Annotated in this window: 20 protein-coding genes; 17 read left to right on the top strand and 3 right to left on the bottom strand. The window is 61.0% G+C overall.

The window, feature by feature from the left end; genetic code table 11:
• Positions 1-97: 97 nt before the first annotated feature.
• Complete coding sequence (locus D781_RS19445; protein ID WP_015961942.1) at positions 98-2,119, top strand: NADPH-dependent 2,4-dienoyl-CoA reductase; 2,022 nt, start codon at positions 98-100, stop codon at positions 2,117-2,119.
• 36 nt (positions 2,120-2,155) lie between these two features.
• Here D781_RS19445 and rlmG read toward each other — a convergent pair whose 3' ends face one another.
• Positions 2,156-3,298: a 23S rRNA (guanine(1835)-N(2))-methyltransferase RlmG gene (rlmG, locus tag D781_RS19450; protein WP_015961943.1), complete on the bottom strand. Its 1,143-nt coding sequence runs from the start codon at positions 3,296-3,298 to the stop codon at positions 2,156-2,158.
• 113 nt (positions 3,299-3,411) lie between these two features.
• Between rlmG and D781_RS19455 the strand changes: the two genes are divergently transcribed.
• The 5 genes from D781_RS19455 (at position 3,412) to sstT (ending at position 8,502) form a co-directional block, all read left to right on the top strand.
• Positions 3,412-3,960: a M48 family metallopeptidase gene (locus D781_RS19455; RefSeq protein WP_326002829.1), complete on the top strand. Its 549-nt coding sequence runs from the start codon at positions 3,412-3,414 to the stop codon at positions 3,958-3,960.
• Positions 3,961-4,045: 85 nt separating this feature from the next.
• Positions 4,046-5,032, top strand: coding sequence for a Gfo/Idh/MocA family oxidoreductase (locus tag D781_RS19460; RefSeq protein ID WP_015961945.1), 987 nt, complete (start codon positions 4,046-4,048; stop codon positions 5,030-5,032).
• The gene (locus D781_RS19465; RefSeq protein ID WP_015961946.1) at positions 5,029-5,760 is read left to right on the top strand and encodes a glutamine amidotransferase; all 732 of its coding nucleotides are present in this window, start codon (positions 5,029-5,031) and stop codon (positions 5,758-5,760) included. The genes D781_RS19460 and D781_RS19465 overlap by 4 nt, the downstream gene beginning before the upstream one ends.
• Positions 5,761-6,010: 250 nt before the next feature.
• Positions 6,011-6,985, top strand: a complete 975-nt coding sequence (locus D781_RS19470; protein WP_015961947.1) for a TerC family protein — start codon at positions 6,011-6,013, stop codon at positions 6,983-6,985.
• Between the two features lie 281 nt (positions 6,986-7,266).
• Complete coding sequence (gene sstT, locus D781_RS19475; protein WP_015961948.1) at positions 7,267-8,502, top strand: serine/threonine transporter SstT; 1,236 nt, start codon at positions 7,267-7,269, stop codon at positions 8,500-8,502.
• A 225-nt stretch (positions 8,503-8,727) separates the two neighbouring features.
• Here the strand turns inward: sstT and D781_RS19480 are convergent, their stop codons facing one another.
• Together D781_RS19480 and uxaC are read right to left on the bottom strand one after the other, a co-directional pair.
• Positions 8,728-10,221, bottom strand: a complete 1,494-nt coding sequence (locus tag D781_RS19480) for an altronate dehydratase family protein (protein ID WP_015961949.1) — start codon at positions 10,219-10,221, stop codon at positions 8,728-8,730.
• A 20-nt stretch (positions 10,222-10,241) separates the two neighbouring features.
• Positions 10,242-11,654, bottom strand: coding sequence for a glucuronate isomerase (uxaC, locus tag D781_RS19485; protein WP_015961950.1), 1,413 nt, complete (start codon positions 11,652-11,654; stop codon positions 10,242-10,244).
• Between the two features lie 378 nt (positions 11,655-12,032).
• Between uxaC and D781_RS19490 the strand changes: the two genes are divergently transcribed.
• From D781_RS19490 to D781_RS19540, 11 genes are all read left to right on the top strand, one after another.
• Positions 12,033-13,331, top strand: a complete 1,299-nt coding sequence (locus D781_RS19490) for an MFS transporter (protein WP_015961951.1) — start codon at positions 12,033-12,035, stop codon at positions 13,329-13,331.
• Positions 13,332-13,451: 120 nt separating this feature from the next.
• Positions 13,452-14,246, top strand: a complete 795-nt coding sequence (gene exuR / locus D781_RS19495) for a transcriptional regulator ExuR (protein WP_015961952.1) — start codon at positions 13,452-13,454, stop codon at positions 14,244-14,246.
• 172 nt (positions 14,247-14,418) lie between these two features.
• On the top strand, positions 14,419-14,853 hold the full coding sequence (locus D781_RS19500; protein ID WP_015961953.1) for a hypothetical protein: 435 nt from the start codon (positions 14,419-14,421) through the stop codon (positions 14,851-14,853).
• A gap of 113 nt (positions 14,854-14,966) precedes the next feature.
• On the top strand, positions 14,967-15,644 hold the full coding sequence (locus D781_RS19505) for a DedA family protein (RefSeq protein ID WP_015961954.1): 678 nt from the start codon (positions 14,967-14,969) through the stop codon (positions 15,642-15,644).
• Complete coding sequence (mzrA, locus tag D781_RS19510; protein ID WP_015961955.1) at positions 15,641-16,015, top strand: EnvZ/OmpR regulon moderator MzrA; 375 nt, start codon at positions 15,641-15,643, stop codon at positions 16,013-16,015. The genes D781_RS19505 and mzrA overlap by 4 nt, the downstream gene beginning before the upstream one ends.
• Before the next feature lie 171 nt (positions 16,016-16,186).
• The gene (locus D781_RS19515) at positions 16,187-16,558 is read left to right on the top strand and encodes a DUF1090 domain-containing protein (protein ID WP_015961956.1); all 372 of its coding nucleotides are present in this window, start codon (positions 16,187-16,189) and stop codon (positions 16,556-16,558) included.
• Positions 16,559-16,707: 149 nt separating this feature from the next.
• The gene (locus D781_RS19520) at positions 16,708-17,007 is read left to right on the top strand and encodes a YqjD family protein (RefSeq protein ID WP_015961957.1); all 300 of its coding nucleotides are present in this window, start codon (positions 16,708-16,710) and stop codon (positions 17,005-17,007) included.
• 1 nt (position 17,008) lies between these two features.
• The gene (locus D781_RS19525) at positions 17,009-17,410 is read left to right on the top strand and encodes a phage holin family protein (RefSeq protein ID WP_015961958.1); all 402 of its coding nucleotides are present in this window, start codon (positions 17,009-17,011) and stop codon (positions 17,408-17,410) included.
• Positions 17,407-17,691, top strand: a complete 285-nt coding sequence (locus D781_RS19530) for a YqjK-like family protein (RefSeq protein WP_015961959.1) — start codon at positions 17,407-17,409, stop codon at positions 17,689-17,691. The genes D781_RS19525 and D781_RS19530 overlap by 4 nt, the downstream gene beginning before the upstream one ends.
• A 272-nt stretch (positions 17,692-17,963) precedes the next feature.
• The gene (locus D781_RS19535) at positions 17,964-18,359 is read left to right on the top strand and encodes a DoxX family protein (protein WP_015961960.1); all 396 of its coding nucleotides are present in this window, start codon (positions 17,964-17,966) and stop codon (positions 18,357-18,359) included.
• Between the two features lie 65 nt (positions 18,360-18,424).
• Positions 18,425-19,411: a glutathione S-transferase family protein gene (locus D781_RS19540; RefSeq protein WP_015961961.1), complete on the top strand. Its 987-nt coding sequence runs from the start codon at positions 18,425-18,427 to the stop codon at positions 19,409-19,411.
• The last annotated feature ends 1 nt before the right edge of the window (position 19,412 follow it).

Raw genomic sequence — 19,412 nt, forward strand, 5'->3', positions numbered from 1 at the left:
ACAGCGGCTAGATTTATCTCATCCGACCACTTGCGGTCAGACATAATAATAACAGCCGAACGTGCCCAAGATTCGGGAAGAAACCATGGAGAGTGCAATGAGCTTATACCCACACCTGCTGGCGCCGCTGGATCTTGGCTTCACCACCCTGAAAAACCGGGTGCTGATGGGATCGATGCATACCGGTCTGGAAGAACTGCCCGACGGGCCGCAGAGAATGGCGGCGTTCTATGGCGAACGCGCAGCGGCCGGCGTCGCGCTGATCGTCACCGGCGGCATCGCGCCCAATCGGCAGGGCGTGGTGTACCGCGGCGCGTCTACGCTGGAGCAGCCGCAGCAGGTGGCGCATCACCGCACCATCACCGAGGCGGTGCACCAGGCGGGCGGTAAGATCGCCCTGCAGATCCTGCACGCCGGGCGCTACAGCTATCAGCCGCACCCCGTTGCGCCCTCCGCGCTGCAGGCGCCGATCAATCCGTTCCGCCCCAGCGCGCTGACGCCGCAGGAGATCGAGCAGACCATCGCCGACTTCGCCCGCTGCGCCGCGCTGGCGCAACAGGCCGGCTATGACGGCGTGGAGGTGATGGGCTCCGAAGGCTATCTGATCAACCAGTTTCTGGTCGCGCGCACCAATCAGCGCGACGATCAATGGGGCGGCAGCTTCACCAACCGCATGCGCTTCGCCGTGGAGATCGTGCGCGCCGTACGGCAGGCGGTGGGGCGCGAATTCATTCTGATCTACCGCCTATCGATGCTCGATCTGGTGGAGGACGGCTCCGACTGGCAGGAGATCGAACGGCTGGCGCAGGCGATCGAGCAGGCCGGCGCGACGATCATCAACACCGGGATCGGCTGGCATGAGGCGCGGATCCCGACCATCGCCACCATGGTGCCGCGCGCCGGTTTCAGCTGGGTAACGCGCAAACTGATGGGTAAAGTCGGCATTCCGCTGATTACCACCAACCGTATCAACGATCCGGCGGTGGCGGAACAGGTGCTGGCGGACGGCTGCGCCGATATGGTGTCGATGGCGCGGCCGTTTCTGGCCGACGCCGAGTTCGTGCGTAAGGCCGCCGAAGGACGGGCCGACGAGATCAACACCTGCATCGGCTGCAATCAGGCCTGTCTCGATCAGATCTTCGACGGCAAGCTGGCCTCCTGTCTGGTCAACCCGCGCGCCTGCCGGGAGAGCGAAATGCCGTTGACGATGGCGCAATCCCCCAAACGTCTGGCGGTGGTGGGTGCCGGCCCGGCCGGGCTGGCCTTCGCCGTCACCGCCGCCAGCCGCGGCCATCGGGTGACGCTGTTTGACGCCGCGCCGGTTATCGGCGGCCAGTTCAATATCGCCAAGCAGATCCCGGGCAAAGAGGAGTTCCATGAAACCCTGCGCTATTTTCAGCGTCAGCTGACGCTGCGCGAGGTGACATTGCGGCTCGGCCGCCAGGTTGAGGCGCAGGATCTGCAGGAGTTTGACGAAGTGATCCTGGCCTGCGGCATCGTGCCGCGCACGCCGGCGATCCCCGGAATCGACAACGCCCGGGTGCTGAGCTATCTGGACGTGCTGCGCGACAAAAAGCCCGTCGGCCAGCGGGTGGCGATTATCGGCGCCGGCGGCATCGGCTTCGACACCGCCGAGTACCTGAGCCAGAACGGCGAATCCAGCAGCCTGCATCTGCAGGCGTTTAATCATGAATGGGGCATCGATACGCAGCTGCGCCAGCGCGGCGGCCTGTCGCCGGACGGCGCCGACGTCCCCCGCTCTGCGCGACAGATTTTCCTGCTGCAGCGTAAAACCAGCAAAGTGGGCGAAGGGCTGGGTAAAACCACCGGCTGGATCCACCGCGCCAGCCTGAGCATGCGCGGCGTGAAAATGCTGAACGGCGTGCAGTATCAGCGCATTGACGACGAAGGGCTGCATATCGTGCGTGAGGAACAGGCCAGCTGCCTGCCGGTGGACACCATTGTGATCTGCGCCGGCCAGGAACCGCGGCGTGAACTGCAGCAGCCGCTGCTGGCGATGGGGAAAAGCGTCCACCTGATTGGCGGCGCGGACGTGGCCGCCGAGCTGGACGCGCGCCGCGCCATCGAGCAGGGCACCCGACTGGCGATGGCGCTGTAAACCGTCAGGGGCGCGCGCTGCGCCCCTGAATGCGCCTTAGTAGCGGCGCGCGCCGGTTTTCACCGACTTCAGCACCAGGAACTTCTGGTTGGACGCCACGGTCACGCAGTTGCCGAACAGGCGCTTCAGCTTCTGGTAGTAGTCCAGATGGCGGTTGCCGACGATCAGCAGTTCCCCGCCCACCTTCAGGCAACGCTTGGCGTCGAGGAACATCTGCCAGGCGGTTTCATCGGTAATCGCATGCTGCTGGTGGAACGGCGGATTGCACAGCACCGCCTGCGCGCTGCCGCCTTCCATCCCGGCCAGCGCATTGTTGACCACGAAACGGCAGCGTTCCACGTCCTGCGGCAGGTTATGGCGCACGTTCAGTTCGCTCGACGCCACCGCCATATAGGATTCATCGACAAAGGTCACCTGCGCCTGCGGGTTCTGCAGCAGCGCTTTCAGACCCACCACGCCGTTGCCGCAGCCCAGGTCGATAATCTCACCCTCCAGATCGCTCGGCAGATGCTCCAGGAACAGACGCGCGCCGATATCCAGACCGCCGCGGGAGAACACGTTGGCGTGGTTGTGGATCAGCATCTCGCTGCCGTCCAGCTGCCAGTTGGTGGTTTCCGCCGCCGCCGGCGGCACGATGTCCGCCACCTGGCCGTAAATCAGACGCGCCTTTTTCCACGCCAGGCTGGTGCGGGTCGGCCCCAGCACGCGCTCAAACAGCTGCAGCGTCGAGGTGTGAATATCGCGCGCCTTGGCGCCGCCGATAATCACGGTATCCGGACCGACCACCTTGCGCAGCGCGCGCAGCTGCTGTTCCAACAGCGCCAGCGCCTTCGGGATCTTGATCAACACCAGCGCCGGCGCGGCCGGCAGCTCATCCAGGCTGCCGAGCAGCGTCACCTGCTGCGCATCCAGCCCGTTTAACGCCAGATTGTGGCGCGTCGCCAGCTGGCTCATGTAGGAATCGCTGACGCTGTAGGGCCGCAGGGCGTGCAGCGCACAGGCCAGCGTGCCGAAGCTGTCGTTGAAAATCAGCACCGGGCGTCCGGCAACGTCCTGATTTTCCACCTGTTGCAGCAGATATTCATCCGCCGCTTCCCACGCCTGCAGCGGCGCGGCGCCTTCTTGTTGGGGATAACGCTCCAGCTCAAGTTGCTGTGTTCCCAGATCGAGTTGGCTCATTGCCCCTCCTGACTGATAAATTTGCGCTGTTTATCCCCTAAAAACGTCCGTCAGTAAAATGTTTTTTGCTATTCACCGCCCTTTGCCGGATTTGTGCGAAAAAACCGCATACAATAACCGGCCGAACGGCTACTGAAGATTATCGCGCCATGTCCGAACTTACCTATCTGCAAGGCTACCCCGCCCATCTGCAAACGCAGGTACAACAGCTGATCCAGCAGCGGCGTCTGGGAGAGGTGCTGCTGCAGCGCTATCCGCAGGTGCACAGCTGCACCACCGACAAGGCGCTGTACCAGTTCACCACCGAGATTAAAAACCACTATCTGCGCAACGCCCAGCCGATCAGCAAAGTGGCGTACGACGGCAAGATCCACGTCATGAAACACGCGCTGGGGCTGCATACCGCCATCTCGCGCGTGCAGGGCGGCAAGCTGAAGGCCAAGGCGGAAATCCGCGTGGCGACGGTGTTCAAGACCGCGCCGGAAGCCTTCCTGCGCATGATCGTGGTGCATGAGCTGGCGCACCTGAAAGAGAAAGATCACAACAAGGCATTTTATCAGCTGTGCTGCCATATGGAGCCGGACTATCACCAGTTGGAATTTGACACCCGGCTGTATCTCACCCATCTGTCGCTGTTCGGCGGTCTGTACGTTGATGATTGATAATTAAGGTATTATTGACAAATATTCGCCTTCTGCTGGCGGCGTGATACTCTGATTTATCAGTATCAGGCCACCGGAGTTAGCTATGATTCGTTTTGCCGTCGTCGGCACCAACTGGATTACCGAACGCTTTATCGACGCCGCCCATCAAAGCGGCAAAATGCAGTTGACCGCCGTCTATTCCCGCCGCTTGGAACAGGCCAGAAGCTTCGGCGCGCCCTATCAGGTTGAACAGCTGTTTGACGACCTGACGGCGATGGCGCAGTCCGATACCTTTGACGCCGTGTATATCGCCAGCCCGAACTCGCTGCACTGCCCGCAGGCGCTGCTGTTTATGCGCCATCACAAACATGTGATCTGCGAAAAGCCGCTGGCCTCCAATCTGCAGGAGGCGGAGCAGCTGCTGGCCTGCGCGCGGCAGCAGCAGGTAGTGCTGTTCGAAGCTTTCAAAAGCGCCCACCTGCCCAACTTTCTCACCCTGCGCCAGGCGCTGCCGCAGGTCGGCAAGCTGCGCAAGGCGTTGTTCAACTACTGCCAGTATTCCTCCCGCTACCCGCGCTATCTGGCGGGTGAGAACCCGAACACCTTCAACCCGCAGTTCTCCAACGGCTCGATCATGGATATCGGCTATTACTGCCTGGCCAGCGCGGTGGCGCTGTTCGGCGCGCCGCAGTCGCTGGTCGCCAGCGCCGCCCTGCTGGATAGCGGCGTGGACGCCCACGGCACCGTCTGCCTCAATTACGGCGATTTTGACGTGACGATCTGCCACTCCAAAGTCAGCGACTCGGCGCTCGCCAGTGAAATTCAGGGTGAGGACGGCGCGCTGCTGATCGAGAAAATCTCGGAGTGCCAGGGCGTGGCGCTGCTGCCGCGTGGCGGCAGCCTGCAGGATCTGAGCCGGCCGCAGCATGACAACACCATGCGCTATGAGGCCGAAGTCTTTGCCGATCTGGTGGCGCGACGTCAGGTTGAGCATGCCGGGCTGGAAAACTCACGTATCGTCGCCGCCCTGCTGAGCGAAATCCGCCGGCAAACCGGCGTCGCCTTCCCCGCCGATGGAGAAACACCATGAAGCCGCTGTTACTGATGCAAACCGGCGATGCGCCCGACGCCATCCGCCAGGCGCAAAGCAATTTTGAACAGATGTTTATGCAGCAGGGGCGCATGGCCGCCGAACGCGTGCAGATCGTCCACCTGCCCGCCGGGGAGCGGCCGGCGGCGCCGGCTGACTACTGCGGCGTGGTGATCACCGGTTCGCCGGCGATGGTGACGGAGCGGCTGCCGTGGAGCGAGCAGGCGGCCGCATGGCTGCGTCAGGCGATGGCGATCCGCCTGCCGATTTTCGGCGTGTGTTACGGCCACCAGCTGCTGGCCCATGCGCTCGGCGGCAAGGTGGGCTATCACCCGCAGGGGATGGAGGTCGGTACGCTGGAGATTGAGCTGCTGCCGGCCGGCGCGAACGACCGCCGGCTGATGACGCTGCCGCCGCGCTTCAAGGCCAACCTGATCCACGCGCAAAGCGTGCTGACGCCGCCGCCGGGTGCCGAGGTGCTGGCCCGCTCGACGCAGGATGACTACCAGATCCTGCGCTATGGTGATAATGCGCTGACCACCCAGTTTCACCCGGAGTTCGACGCGGCGATCATGCGCCACTATCTGCACTGGCTGGCCGAGATGGAGCCGGTGCGGCAGGCGGAATACCAGCAAAAACAACGGCAGGTGGACGATACGCCGTTCAGCAGGCTGCTGCTGCAGGGGTTTGTCGTCAGCCTCGGCGCGCAGCAGGCATTGGCCGGATGAGGATTAGACATTGACCGCTGACACATTTTGCATTACTTTTTACGTCAGCAAAGGGGAGTAACTTCATTGCCGGTTAATCGTCATTACGATGCGCAAGCATCCGGTTACCGGGCAACCCGATGGTCAAGGTGTAACACCTTCATCGACGTTGTAAGTGAGACCTTGCCGGAAGGCGAGGTTTGCTTGCAGCGTTCACAGAGCGGCTGGCGTCCTTCCGACGTTGGCCGTTTTTGTTTTTGAAGGATACATAATGATGAATACCGTTGGCACCCCGTGGTTATGGGGCAGCTTCGCCGCCGTTATCGTGGTGATGCTCGCCATTGATTTACTGCTGCAGGGCCGCAAAGGCTCGCATGCCATGTCGATGAAGCAGGCCGCCTGCTGGTCACTGGTGTGGGTCACCCTCTCGTTACTGTTCAACCTCGGCTTCTGGTACTACCTGAGCGAAACCGCCGGCCGCGCCGTGGCCGATACGCAGGCGCTGGCCTTCCTCACCGGCTATCTGATTGAAAAAGCGCTGGCGGTGGATAACGTCTTTGTCTGGCTGATGCTGTTCAGCTACTTTGCCGTGCCGGCCAACCTGCAGCGCCGCGTGCTGATTTACGGCGTGCTGGGGGCGATTGTGCTGCGCACCGTCATGATCTTTGCCGGCAGCTGGCTGATTGCCCAGTTCGCCTGGCTGCTGTACCTGTTCGGCGCTTTCCTGCTGTTTACCGGTATCAAAATGGCGCTGGCGAAAGAGGACGACGGCGCTATCGGCGACAAGCCGCTGGTGAAGTGGCTACGCAGCCACCTGCGCATGACCGATAACCTGGAAGGCGAGCGCTTCTTTGTGCGCCGCAACGGCCTGCTGTTCGCCACGCCGCTGGTGCTGGTGCTGATCCTGGTGGAACTGAGCGATGTGATCTTCGCGGTCGACAGCATTCCGGCCATCTTCGCCGTCACCACCGATCCGTTTATCGTCCTTACCTCCAACCTGTTCGCCATTATGGGCCTGCGCGCCATGTACTTCCTGCTGGCCAACGTGGCCGAACGCTTCTCGATGCTGAAGTACGGGCTGTCGGTGATTCTGGTGTTTATCGGCGTCAAAATGCTGATCGTCGATTTCTACCATATTCCGATCGGCATTTCGTTAGGCGTGGTGGCGGGCATCCTGCTGCTGACGCTGGCGATTAACGCCTGGGTCAACCATCGCAACGACCGGCTGGCGCGCAAGGCGCCATAATCTGTTACCCGGGGCGGTTTTCCGCCCCATAATCGTTTGTTCATCGCGCTAAACGCCAAATGTTATTGCGATCACACAAATGTAATCAGGATGTTATCAAGAGTTGATCCGCCCGCAGAATTTCACATCAGAGACTTCCCAACCCCGCGCGTTTACTGAATACTGAAAGAGCAAACACACTTCGTTACAGGTGCGCATAAAATTCGCCCGGCACGGTTCCTGCCGAGGCGCGGCACCCATTACGCAACATCATCAGGAAGCGGAAACGCTAAATAAGCATCATGCATAAAATACTGACACGCATTACACAGGGCAGCCTGGTTAAACAAATTCTGGTCGGCCTGGTGGCCGGCATTCTGCTGGCATTCATCTCCCCCGCCGCCGCCTCGGCCGTGGGCCTGCTCGGCGCGCTGTTCGTCGGCGCGCTGAAGGCGGTAGCCCCCGTACTGGTGCTGGTTTTGGTGATGGCATCGATCGCCAACCATAAACAGGGGCAGAAAACCAATATCCGCCCGATCCTGTTCCTTTACCTGCTGGGCACCTTCGCCGCCGCGCTGGTGGCGGTGCTGCTCAGCTTCGCCTTCCCGTCCAATCTGGCGCTGGTGACCGGCAATGTCGATATCAGCCCGCCGGGCGGCATCACCGAGGTGCTGAAAGGCCTGCTGATGAACGTGGTGGCCAACCCGTTCGACGCGCTGATCAACGCCAACTACGTCGGCATTCTGGCCTGGGCCATCGGCCTGGGGTTAGCGCTGCGCCACGCCGCCGACACTACCAAATTGCTGATCACCGATGCATCGCACGCCGTCACGCTGGTGGTGCGGGCGGTGATCCGCTGTGCGCCGCTGGGTATCTTCGGGCTGGTGGCGTCCACGCTGGCGGAAACCGGCTTCGACGCGCTGTGGGGCTATGCCCAGCTGCTGATGGTGCTGATCGGCTGTATGCTGCTGGTGGCGCTGGTGCTCAACCCGCTGATCGTCTACTGGAAAATTCGCCGCAACCCGTATCCGCTGGTATTCGCCTGCCTGCGCGAAAGCGGCGTTACCGCCTTCTTTACCCGCAGCTCGGCGGCCAATATTCCGGTGAATATGGAGATGTGCAAAAAGCTGAATCTGAATGAAGACACCTATTCGGTTTCCATTCCGCTCGGCGCCACCATCAATATGGCCGGCGCGGCGATCACCATCACCGTGCTGACGCTGGCGGCGGTGCACACGCTGGGCATTGCGGTGGATATTCCGACCGCGCTGCTGCTGAGCGTGGTCGCGGCGGTCTGCGCCTGCGGCGCATCCGGCGTGGCCGGCGGCTCGCTGCTGCTGATCCCGCTGGCGTGCAATATGTTCGGCATCCCGAACGATATCGCCATGCAGGTAGTTGCGGTCGGCTTTATTATCGGCGTGCTGCAGGACTCTGCGGAAACCGCGCTGAACTCCTCTACCGACGTGCTGTTCACCGCCGCCGCCTGTATGGCGGAAGACCAGCGGCTGGCGGACGAAGACCCGCTGAAAATGCGCTAAACAACGGCGGCATCAGAAGTACCTGCCAAGCAGGGGGCCATATCGGCCCCCTGGAGTTGATGACAAAGTTGTCTGAAAATCCGAGATACTCGGGCCTAGCGTAACGAGGGGCGCTCCGGCGGCTTACGCCGCTACGACCCCATCGCCACGCTCTCCCTAATAACAGGCTTTGTCAGCTGTCTGAGGGGGCCATATCGGCCCCCTGATTCATTCGGCCGACAGCACTCACAATGTGACGCCGCTCTTAAAGATCGCCAGCTCGCGGAAATCGTTCAGCTCGTTTTTCGCCGCCTTGCCGTTGGCGATGGCGACAATCTCATCGACAAACTGCGTCAACAGCTGTTCCATCGGCATGCCGTGAATCAGCCGTCCGGCGTCAAAATCAATCCAGTGCGGCTTTTTCGCCGCCAGCTCGCTGTTGGTCGCCAGCTTCACCGTCGGCACAAAGCCGCCATACGGCGTGCCGCGCCCGGTGCTGAACAACACCATATGGCAGCCGGCGCCGGCCAGCGCGCTGGTCGCCACCGCGTCATTGCCCGGCGCGCTGAGCAGATTCAGCCCTGGCTGGCGCAGGCGCTCGCCATATTTCAGCACGTCCACCACCTGGCTCTGCCCCGCTTTCTGGGTGCAGCCCAGCGACTTTTCTTCCAGCGTGGTGATACCGCCGGCCTTGTTGCCCGGCGACGGATTTTCATAAATCGGCTGCTGGTGGGCGATAAAGTATTTTTTGAAGTCGTTGACCATAGCGACGGTCTTGTCGAAGGTCTGTCTGTCGCGGCAGCGGCTCATCAGAATGCGCTCGGCGCCGAACATCTCCGGCACTTCGGTCAGCACGCTGGTGCCGCCGTTGGCGATCACATAGTCCGAAAAACGCCCCAGCAGCGGGTTGGCGGTAATGCCGGACAGCCCGTCGGAGCCGCCGCACTCCAGGCCGAACTTCAGCTCGCTGAGCCTGCCCGGCTGGCGGCGATCGGCGCGCATCGTCCGGTACAGCGCATGCAGCTGCGCCAGCCCGGCCTCCACTTCATCATCCTGCTGCTGGCATACCATAAAGCGTACCCGCGCGTCGTCGACCGCGCCCAGCGTGTCGCGAAACGCATCGACCTGGTTGTTTTCACAGCCCAGGCCAATCACCAGCACCGCGCCGGCGTTCGGATGGCGCACCATATTCTGCAGCATGGTGCGGGTGTTTTCATGGTCCTGCCCCAGCTGGGAGCAACCGAACGGGTGGCTGAACAGATGGACGCCGTCAATGCCCTCGGCATCGGCGGTTTCCTGCAGAAAACGTCGCTGGATCTGGCGGGCGATGCCGTTGACACAGCCGACGGTCGGCACGATCCACAGCTCATTGCGGATGCCGACCTCGCCGTTGGCGCGGCGGTAGATCTGCACCTCGCGATCCGCCGCCTGCGGCGGCACGGCCGGGAAGTCCGGCTGATACTGATAGTCGTCCAGATCGCTCAGGTTGGTTTTGGCGTTCTGCGCGTGAATATGTTCCCCCGGCGCAATCGCCGCCACCCCGTGGCCGATCGGCAGACCGTATTTAACGATGGTTCCGCCGGCGGCGATCGGCGTCAGCGCAAACTTATGCCCGCGCGCCACCGGCTGCGGCAGCGTCAGGCAGCGCGCCTCATCCAACTGCAGGGTTTCCCCGGCGGCCAGATCGCGCAGGGCGACCGCCACGTTGTCCTGCGCATGAATCTTAATAAAGCTCTGCATAAGACACCTGTAGGCGACGGTTAAGCCAGTTCAATGGCGAAGTAGTTTTTGGCGTTGTCGAAGCTGATGTTTTTCACCATCTCCCCCAGCAGCGCCAGATCCGCCGGCGCCTCGCCGTCTTCCACCCAGCGCCCGATCATCTGGCACAGAATGCGCCGGAAATATTCATGGCGGGTATAAGACAAGAAGCTGCGGCTGTCGGTCAGCATGCCGACAAAGCGGCTCAGCAGGCCCAGCTGCGCCAGCTGGGTCATCTGCCGCTGCATACCATCCTTCTGGTCGTTAAACCACCAGCCGGAGCCGAACTGCATCTTGCCCGGCGTCCCCTCGCCCTGGAAGTTGCCCACCATGGTGCCGATCACTTCGTTATCGCGTGGGTTCAGGCAGTACAAAATGGTCTTCGGCAGCCCGCCCTGGCGCGCCTGGGCATCCAGCAAACGCGACAGCGGCTGCGCCAGCGGCCGATCGTTGATCGAATCGAAGCCGATATCCGGGCCGATGCGCTCGAACATCCGGCTGTTGTTATTACGCAGCGCGCCGATGTGATACTGCTGCACCCAGCCGCGGCGCTGATACTCCGCCGCCAGAAACACCAGCACGGCGGTTTTGAACTGCGCGCTCTGCGTTTCATCCGGCTGCGCGCCGTCGAGGCGTCGGCTCAGGATCGCATCCAGCGTCGCCTCGTCGGCGTCGGCGTACACCACCACGTCCAGCGCATGGTCCGACACCTTGCAGCCGTGCGCGGCAAAGTGATCCAGCCGCTTGCTCAGCGCCTGGCGTAAATCGTCAAAGCGGCGGATCTCCACGTCCGCCGCGGCCGCCAGCCGCTGCAGGTAATCGCTAAAGGCCGGCGCATCAATGTTGAACGCCCTGTCCGGCCGCCAGCTCGGCAGCACTTTGATATCAAAGCCGCCGTCCTCGGCGATCGCCCGGTGATGGCGCAGATCGTCGATCGGATCGTCGGTGGTGCCGACCATTTTCACGTTCATCTGCTGCATGATCCCGCGCGCGCTGAACGCATCCTGCGTCAGCAGCTCGTTGGCGCGCTGCCAGATATCGTCCGCCGTCGCCGGCGACAGCAAGGTGCCGGTAATGCCGAACGGCCGGCGCAGTTCCAGGTGCGTCCAGTGATAGAGCGGGTTGCCGATGGTATGCGGCACGGTCGCCGCCCAGGCGTCAAACTTTTCCCGATCGCCGGCGTCGCCGGTGCAAAGACGTTCCGCCACGCCGTTGGTGCGCATGGCGCGCCACTTGTAGTGGTCGCCTTTCAGCCAGATGTCATACAGGTTTTTGAAGCGATAGTTCTCGGCAATCTGCGCCGGCGGCAGATGGCAGTGATAGTCAAAAATCGGCTGCTGCGCCGCATACTCATGGTACAAACGCCGGGCAAATTCCGTATCCAGTAAAAAATCTTCGCTTAAAAACGTGGCCATATCAGGTCCTCAGCTTGCGTAGCGGGTTTTTGTCGCCTCATTGCTTTAAAAGTTATCACACCAATTAATTACGGCGTCCAGGTTTTTTTCGCCATGCTTACGGTAAAAAAGGCGCTTCAAGGCGCGATAACTGCGGGTTTCATCGCAAAAAAACCTCAGCATGGCCTTCATATTATTGCGTAACTGAATAATGACTTTTGTGATGTCACTCAACTTTTAAATCTGTATGACAAGTTATTGTCTCGCCTCTTCACCTCGCGGCGGAAAGCGCCGGCGAGCCGAACACGCCTTACACCACGACAGACAGGAAATCACCATTATCCACGTTGCGCAGCATCAACGGGCGCGACGATTGCTAAAGACGGGGAGAGATTTCTCATGCGCAAAATCAAAGGGTTACGCTGGTACATGATCGGGCTGGTGACCATCGGCACGGTACTGGGTTACCTGACCCGCAACGCGATTGCCGTCGCCGCGCCGACGCTGGAAGACACCTTACATATCACCACCCAACAATATTCCTATATCGTCGCCGCCTACTCCGCCTGCTATACCGTGATGCAGCCGGTGGCCGGCTACGTGCTCGACGTGCTGGGCACCAAAGTGGGCTATGCGATGTTCGCCATTTTATGGGCGCTGTTCTGCATGGGCACCGCGCTGGCCAACAGCTGGGGCGGGCTGGCGCTGGCGCGCGGCGCGGTCGGCATGGCGGAGGCGGCGATGATCCCCGCCGGGCTGAAGGCCAGCAGCGAGTGGTTTCCCGCCAAAGAGCGCTCGATCGCCGTCGGCTACTTTAACGTCGGCTCGTCAATCGGCGGCATGATCGCACCGCCGCTGGTGGTGTGGGCCATCGTCGCCCACAGCTGGGAAATGGCGTTTATCATCACCGGCGTCCTGAGCCTGATCTGGGCCATCTGCTGGCTGCTGTTCTATAAGCATCCGAAAGACCAGAAGAAACTCAGCGCCGAGGAGCGCAGCTACATCCTGGACGGCCAGGAAGCCCAGCACCAGACCAGCAACGCCAAAAAAATGTCCGCCTGGCAGATCGTCCGCAACCGGCAGTTCTGGGGCATCGCGCTGCCGCGCTTTCTGGCGGAGCCGGCCTGGGGCACCTTCAACGCCTGGATCCCGCTGTTTATGTTTAAAGCCTACGGCTTTAACCTGAAGGAAATCGCCATGTTCGCCTGGATGCCGATGCTGTTCGCCGATCTCGGCTGTATCGTCGGCGGCTACCTGCCGCCGCTGTTCCAGAAGTATTTCAAGGTGAATCTGATCGTGTCCCGCAAGCTGGTGGTGACCCTTGGCGCGCTGCTGATGATCGGCCCCGGCATGATCGGCCTGTTCTCCAGCCCGTATGTCGCCATTGCCCTGCTGTGCGTCGGCGGCTTTGCCCATCAGGCGCTGTCCGGCGCGTTGATCACGCTCTCTTCCGACGTCTTCGGCCGTAACGAAGTGGCGACCGCCAACGGCCTGACCGGCATGGCCGCCTGGACCGCCAGCACCCTGTTCGCGCTGGTGGTCGGCGCGCTGGCGGATACGCTCGGCTTCAGCCCGCTGTTCGCCGCCCTGTCGGTGTTCGATATTTTGGGCGCCATCGTTATCTGGACGGTGCTGCAAAACCGCCCGGCCGCCGCCGGGGAAAAAGAAGCGCTGCACACCGCCGCCGCAGGCGGTTGATCCCGCGCGTCGCCCGGTCCGAGCGCCGGGCGGCCCGCCGCCATTCACTGGCGGCAAAACCGGATAAGTGGTATAACAAATCTGTTGGCAACCCGCCTTTCCTAGCGCAGAGCACTCATTATGGAATTCACCGAAAGCAGACGCTTATATCAGCAACTGGCCGCCGAACTGAAACAACGCATTGAAGGCGGCGTTTATCCGGTCGGCGACAAACTGCCGGCGGAGCGCTATATCGCCGAAGAGATGAACGTCAGCCGCACCGTGGTGCGCGAGGCGATTATCATGCTGGAAGTGGAAGGCTACGTCGAAGTGCGCAAAGGCTCCGGGATCCATGTGATTTCCAACCAGCAAAAGCACCTGGTGGTGCCGGGGGACAGCATCGAATTCGCCAGCGTCGGGCCGTTTGAGCTGCTGCAGGCGCGTCAGCTGATTGAGAGCAACATCGCCGAGTTCGCCGCCACCCAGGTCACCAAACAGGATATCGTGCAGCTGATGGAGATTCAGGAAAACGCCCGGCGGGAAGATCGCTTCCGCGATTCGCAGTGGGACCTGAAATTCCACGTACAGATCGCGCTCGCCACGCAAAACACCGCGATGGCGACCATCGTCGAAAAAATGTGGAGCCAGCGGGTGCATAACCCTTACTGGATCAAGCTGCACGAACATATTGACGATCGCTCGATCGACAGCTGGTGCGACGACCATGACCAGATCCTCAAGGCGTTGATGCGCAAGGATCCCGCCGCCGCCAAGCTGGCGATGTGGCAGCACCTGGAAAACACCAAGCAGATGCTGTTCAACGCCACCACCGACGACTTCGAATATAACGTTGACCGCTACCTGTTTGCCGAGAACCCGCTGCCGCAGCTGGACAGCGCGAGCGGCGGCAACAAATCGTCGACGGCGGTCAAATAATCTTACCTTATGTCAGGTATTGTAAAATACGCTGAATCAATGCCGTCGGCGCCGTTTCCCGTGTAATAATTCACCGGCGGCAACAGATATTTCCCTGTTGCCGATCGGGCGGCTTTGCTAAAATCGGACCACTTTTTTTAGCCTTATTACTGCGGGGGCGGAACGCGAATTCATGCGCTGGTTGTTTGCCATGCTGATTGCTCTTTTTTGCTGGACCGGCGCGGTCTCCGGCCAGCAGCTCTATACGACGCAACCGGCACAGCCAAACGCCCAACCCAACCACAACGCAACCGCCCAGGACGACTACCCGCAGGCGCTGCGCCCGCCGGCCGACCTGCGCCGTAAGGCGCCGGGAAAAAAATGGCCGCTGCTGCTGCCGCGCAACACGTCCAGCTACATCTCTTCGCTCTCTGTTGTTTCACCGATCCCCGCCTATGCTTTAACAGAGGCGCGGCGAGAGAGCCGCTATCCGCGCCAGACGGCGCCGGCATCCAACCGCCTCGAACAGGTTAACTGGATGCTCCGCTCCTCCCACCAGCAAAGCCGGGTCGGCGGCTGGCAAGCGAGCAACATGCTGTACCGAGGAACGCTGACTTACCACTCATGACCGGTAGGGTAATCACTCACAAGCAAAAACACCTCACCGTTCACCTGCGGCGCCGGCATTCCGGTAATCAGGCCGCTAAGAGAAATCAGGCAAAGACGTTTTAGGAACACTGGATGGACATCATTAAACAACTGTTGGATGCCTTATGGCAGCAGGACTTCGAAACGCTGGCGAACCCCTCGCTGGTGTGGACGCTGTACGTGCTGCTGTTTATGATTCTGTTTCTGGAAAACGGCCTGCTGCCCGCCGCTTTCCTGCCCGGCGACAGCCTGTTGATTCTGGTCGGCGTACTGATCGCCAAAGGCACCATGAACTTCCCGCTCACCATCTTTATTCTCACCGTCGGCGCCAGTCTGGGCTGCTGGGTCAGTTATATACAGGGCAAGTGGCTGGGCAATACCCGCACGGTGCAGGGCTGGCTGTCGCACCTGCCCGCCCACTACCACCAGCGCGCGCACCAGTTGTTCCACCGCCACGGCCTGTCGGCGCTGCTGGTCGGCCGCTTTCTGGCCTTCGTGCGTACGCTGCTGCCTACCATCGCCGGCCTGTCGGGCCTGAGCAACGCCCGCTTCCAGTTCTTCAACTGGATGAGCGGCCTGCTGTGGGTGGTGATCCTGACCAGCCTCGGCTTTGCGCTCGGCAAAACGCCGGTGTTCCGCAAATACGAAGATCAGCTGATGTTCTGCCTGATGATGCTGCCGCTGGTGCTGCTGGTGGTCGGCCTGGTCGGCTCGCTGATTGTGCTGTGGCGTAAGAAGCGCGCCAGCCAAAACACGGGCAACGGCGCGTGACCACGCCGCGTTCCCGCTGGCAGTATGCACTGATTGTCGCGCTGGCCCTGCTGGCGCTGTGCGTATTTTTCCTGCCCGCCATGGTGCGCACCGAAACCGAACTGCGCATCCGCTCCACCCAGCAAGGCCTGTCGCTGCCGGACGGTTTCTACGTTTATCAGCGTCTGGATGCGCGCGGCATCCGTATTAAAAGCATTACCCCGGAAGGCGATGGCCTGGTGATCCGCCTGGACTCCCCGCAGCAGCAGCTGCTGGCGCGGGAAACGCTGCAGGCCATTCTGCCCCCCGGCTACAGCATCGCGCTGAGCGAACTCCCCGCCCCCAGCCACTGGATACGCAAACTGACCAGGACGCCGCAGGATCTGGGATAGGCGCGCAGCTGTTCATTTAATCAACAATCGTTTGACATTTCAGCGTGGATCTTTGCTATCCGGACAATTTAGTGACTATGCTGAATAATGGCGATGGCAGCCGCGTAATCCTCCATCGCCCAGCAGGAAACGGATACATCCCCATGCATCCCATTAACAAGGAACCGACAGATGAAATTACGCTATACCGCCCCTTTAGCCCTCTCCCTCTTCGCCTTCGCCTCGTTTTCGATGGCGGCTGGGGGCGGCTGCGCCGCCAAAGCGCAGGAGATTCAGCAGCAGATTGATTACGCCACTCAGCACGGCAACAGCCAACGCGTCGCCGGGCTGAAAACCGCGCTGGGTGAAGTGCAGGCTCATTGCACTGACGCCGGCCTGCAGGCCGAACGGCAGCAAAAAATTGCAGAAAAGCAGCACAAAGTTGCAGAGCGCCGTCAGGAGCTGAAAGAGGCTCAGCAAAGCGGCAAGCTGGATAAAGTCGCCAAAAAACAGCAGAAGCTGGCGGAAGCTGAAGCCGAGCTGAAACAGGCGCAGGCGGAATAATAATGTTCACCGGCGACAGGCGCCGGGTTCGGAATATTCATAGGAAAATAATCGTTTCCACAGTGATATTCGCCACCCGTTCGCTTTGCTGCCGCCAAAAAATCCGTTATGTTGGGATATCTTGCAGTTAACGTTAAGGAGTTAGAGAAATGGCAAAAGATGCAGAAAACTTACGCGCTGAACTGAAGTCCTTAGCCGATACCCTGGAAGAGGTGCTTAACTCTTCCACCGATAAGCCGAAGGCTGAACTGGAAAAGCTGCGTTCCAAAGCGGAAGGCGCGCTGAAAGACACCCGCGCCCGCCTGGGCGACGCCGGCGACAAGCTGGCCAGCCAGACCAAGCAGATCGCCGGCCAGGCTGACGACTATGTGCGCGACAACCCGTGGACCGGCATCGGCATCGGCGCTGCGGTCGGCGTCGTGCTGGGCGTGCTGCTGGCGCGTCGTTAATATGGGCGAGCACGAGCAATCCCGTGCGCAGGGCCCCGCCAAAGGGGTCCTGGACATCGGCCAGCGCATTATCACCATCCTGGTTGGCATGGTGGAGTCACGGCTGAAACTGGCGGTCGTCGAGCTGGAAGAGGAAAAAGCCAACCTGATTCAGCTGATGCTGCTGGTGGGCATTACTCTGCTGTTCACCGCTTTCGGCCTGATGAGCCTGCTGATCCTGCTGTTCTGGGCGATCGACCCGGCCTACCGCGTGATGGCACTGGGCACGACGACCGGCGTGCTGCTGTTTCTTGCCGTGGTGGGCGTGATCTGGACGCTGGTGAAAGTGAAGCGCACCACGCTGCTGGCCGAAACGCGCAAACAGCTGGAGCAGGACCGCGCCGCGCTGGAGGGGAAAAAATGAGCCGCCGCCGGGCGCTGGCCGTCAGAAAACAGCAGCTGATTAACCGGATCGAGCAGCAGCGCGCCGACCTGGGCGACAATGCCGCGCAGTGGCTGGATAAAACCGAACACATTGACCGTGGTTATCAAACCCTGTTCGGCATGCGCAAGTACCTGCTGCTCGGCTCCGGCGCGGTCGCCCTGTACGGCATGCGCCACCCCGGCAAGCTGATCCGCTGGTCGCGTCGCGCCTTCAGCGCCTGGGGCACCGTGCGGCTGCTGCGTAAAACCCTCTCTCGTTAATCCTTTCCGTCCGCCCTTTCCTGTCCGCACTCCGTGCTGCCGCTCGCGGCGGCCGTCGTGCGCCATTGCGCCGCATATTCATCTCAAAATGTTAGCCCGCTAAATATTCATGATTTTTGAAAGATTATAGCAATTTTACTTGCTAACAAAGTGTACGCTTCACGATTAACATTCATTCCATCGAAACGGACGGCGCGCCAGAACAACGCTATGCGCACCGCCGGATGACATAACACAGCCAGCGTGGCGCAAAAAAACTTTTGGAGTGAATGATGAAAAAATTAGAAGATACCGGTTTGTTGGTGGCGCGTATTCTGATGCCAATCCTGTTTATCGTCGCCGGCTACGGCAAAATGGGCGACGCTTACGCCGGCACTCAGCAGTACATGCAATCGATGGGCGTACCGGGCTTCCTGCTGCCGTTGACCATCCTGCTGGAGTTTGGCGGCGGCCTGGCGATTCTGTTCGGCTTCCTGACGCGCACTACCGCGCTGTTCACCGCCGGCTTCACCATCCTGACCGCGCTGCTGTTCCACACCAACTTTGCAGATGGCGTTAACCAGCTGATGTTTATGAAAAACCTGACCATCGCCGGCGGTTATATCGTACTGGCGGTCGCCGGACCGGGCGCCTTCAGCATCGACCGCCTGCTGAACAAGAAGTGGTAAACTAACCTTAAGGGAGCCAGGCATGCCTGGCTCCCTCTCTGTCATCCAAGACGAAGGAGACTCCCATGGGACAACTCGTTGACGGCGTTTGGCAAGACGTCTGGTACGACACCAAATCCACCGGCGGCCGCTTCAAGCGCTCCACCTCCCAGTTCCGCAACTGGATCACCGCCGACGGACAGCCCGGCGAACACGGCGACGGCGGCTTTAATGCAGAAAAAGATCGCTACCACCTGTACGTATCCCTCGCCTGCCCGTGGGCGCACCGCACCCTGCTGATGCGCAAGCTGAAAGGGCTGGAGCAGATCATTCCGGTTTCGGTGGTCAATCCGCTGATGCGGGAAAACGGCTGGACCTTCGCCGACGACTTCCCCGGCGCCAGCGGCGATCCGCTGTACCACGCCGACTTCCTGTATCAGCTCTATCTGCGCGCCGACCCGCACTACAGCGGCCGCGTCACCGTACCGGTGCTGTGGGATAAACAACGGCAGACCATCGTCAGCAACGAGTCCGCCGACATCCTGCGCATGTTCAACAGCGCCTTTGACGGCGTCGGCGCACGCGCCGGCGACTATTACCCGGCCGAGCTGCGCGAAAAAATTGATCAACTGAACGGCTGGATTTACGACACGGTCAACAACGGCGTCTACAAAGCCGGCTTCGCCACCAGCCAGGAGGCGTATGATGAGGCGGTAAGCGGCGTGTTTGCTTCGCTGGAGCGGCTGGAGCAGATCCTCGGCCAGCACCGCTATCTGACCGGCGACCGGCTGACCGAGGCGGACTTACGCCTGTGGACCACGCTGGTGCGTTTCGACCCGGTGTATGTCACCCACTTTAAGTGCGACAAGCGGCGCATCAGCGACTACCTGAACCTGTACGGCTTCCTGCGCGATATTTATCAGCTGCCGGGCGTCGACGAGACGGTCGATATGGCGCATATCCGCCATCACTATTACCGCAGTCACGCCACCATCAATCCGTACGGCATTATCTCCATCGGCCCGGCGCAGGATTTGAATGAGCCGCACGGCCGCGACCAGCGTTTCCGTTAAT

Origin of the sequence: Serratia sp. FGI94, assembly GCF_000330865.1 — a bacterium.
Taxonomy (GTDB): Bacteria; Pseudomonadota; Gammaproteobacteria; order Enterobacterales; family Enterobacteriaceae; genus Serratia_B; species Serratia_B rubidaea.

Bases quoted from the DNA above. Each gene is read 5' to 3' on its own strand.
- sstT (WP_015961948.1), top strand. From the start codon at position 7,267: ATGCATAAAATACTGACACGCATTACACAGGGCAGCCTGGTTAAACAA.
- D781_RS19470 (WP_015961947.1), top strand. From the start codon at position 6,011: ATGATGAATACCGTTGGCACCCCGTGGTTATGGGGCAGCTTCGCCGCC.
- D781_RS19525 (WP_015961958.1), top strand. From the start codon at position 17,009: ATGGGCGAGCACGAGCAATCCCGTGCGCAGGGCCCCGCCAAAGGGGTC.
- D781_RS19490 (WP_015961951.1), top strand. From the start codon at position 12,033: ATGCGCAAAATCAAAGGGTTACGCTGGTACATGATCGGGCTGGTGACC.
- D781_RS19535 (WP_015961960.1), top strand. From the start codon at position 17,964: ATGAAAAAATTAGAAGATACCGGTTTGTTGGTGGCGCGTATTCTGATG.
- D781_RS19445 (WP_015961942.1), top strand. From the start codon at position 98: ATGAGCTTATACCCACACCTGCTGGCGCCGCTGGATCTTGGCTTCACC.
- D781_RS19480 (WP_015961949.1), bottom strand. From the start codon at position 10,221: ATGCAGAGCTTTATTAAGATTCATGCGCAGGACAACGTGGCGGTCGCC.
- D781_RS19465 (WP_015961946.1), top strand. From the start codon at position 5,029: ATGAAGCCGCTGTTACTGATGCAAACCGGCGATGCGCCCGACGCCATC.
- D781_RS19500 (WP_015961953.1), top strand. From the start codon at position 14,419: ATGCGCTGGTTGTTTGCCATGCTGATTGCTCTTTTTTGCTGGACCGGC.
- exuR (WP_015961952.1), top strand. From the start codon at position 13,452: ATGGAATTCACCGAAAGCAGACGCTTATATCAGCAACTGGCCGCCGAA.
- D781_RS19505 (WP_015961954.1), top strand. From the start codon at position 14,967: ATGGACATCATTAAACAACTGTTGGATGCCTTATGGCAGCAGGACTTC.
- rlmG (WP_015961943.1), bottom strand. From the start codon at position 3,298: ATGAGCCAACTCGATCTGGGAACACAGCAACTTGAGCTGGAGCGTTAT.
- D781_RS19460 (WP_015961945.1), top strand. From the start codon at position 4,046: ATGATTCGTTTTGCCGTCGTCGGCACCAACTGGATTACCGAACGCTTT.
- D781_RS19540 (WP_015961961.1), top strand. From the start codon at position 18,425: ATGGGACAACTCGTTGACGGCGTTTGGCAAGACGTCTGGTACGACACC.
- D781_RS19515 (WP_015961956.1), top strand. From the start codon at position 16,187: ATGAAATTACGCTATACCGCCCCTTTAGCCCTCTCCCTCTTCGCCTTC.
- D781_RS19530 (WP_015961959.1), top strand. From the start codon at position 17,407: ATGAGCCGCCGCCGGGCGCTGGCCGTCAGAAAACAGCAGCTGATTAAC.
- uxaC (WP_015961950.1), bottom strand. From the start codon at position 11,654: ATGGCCACGTTTTTAAGCGAAGATTTTTTACTGGATACGGAATTTGCC.
- D781_RS19520 (WP_015961957.1), top strand. From the start codon at position 16,708: ATGGCAAAAGATGCAGAAAACTTACGCGCTGAACTGAAGTCCTTAGCC.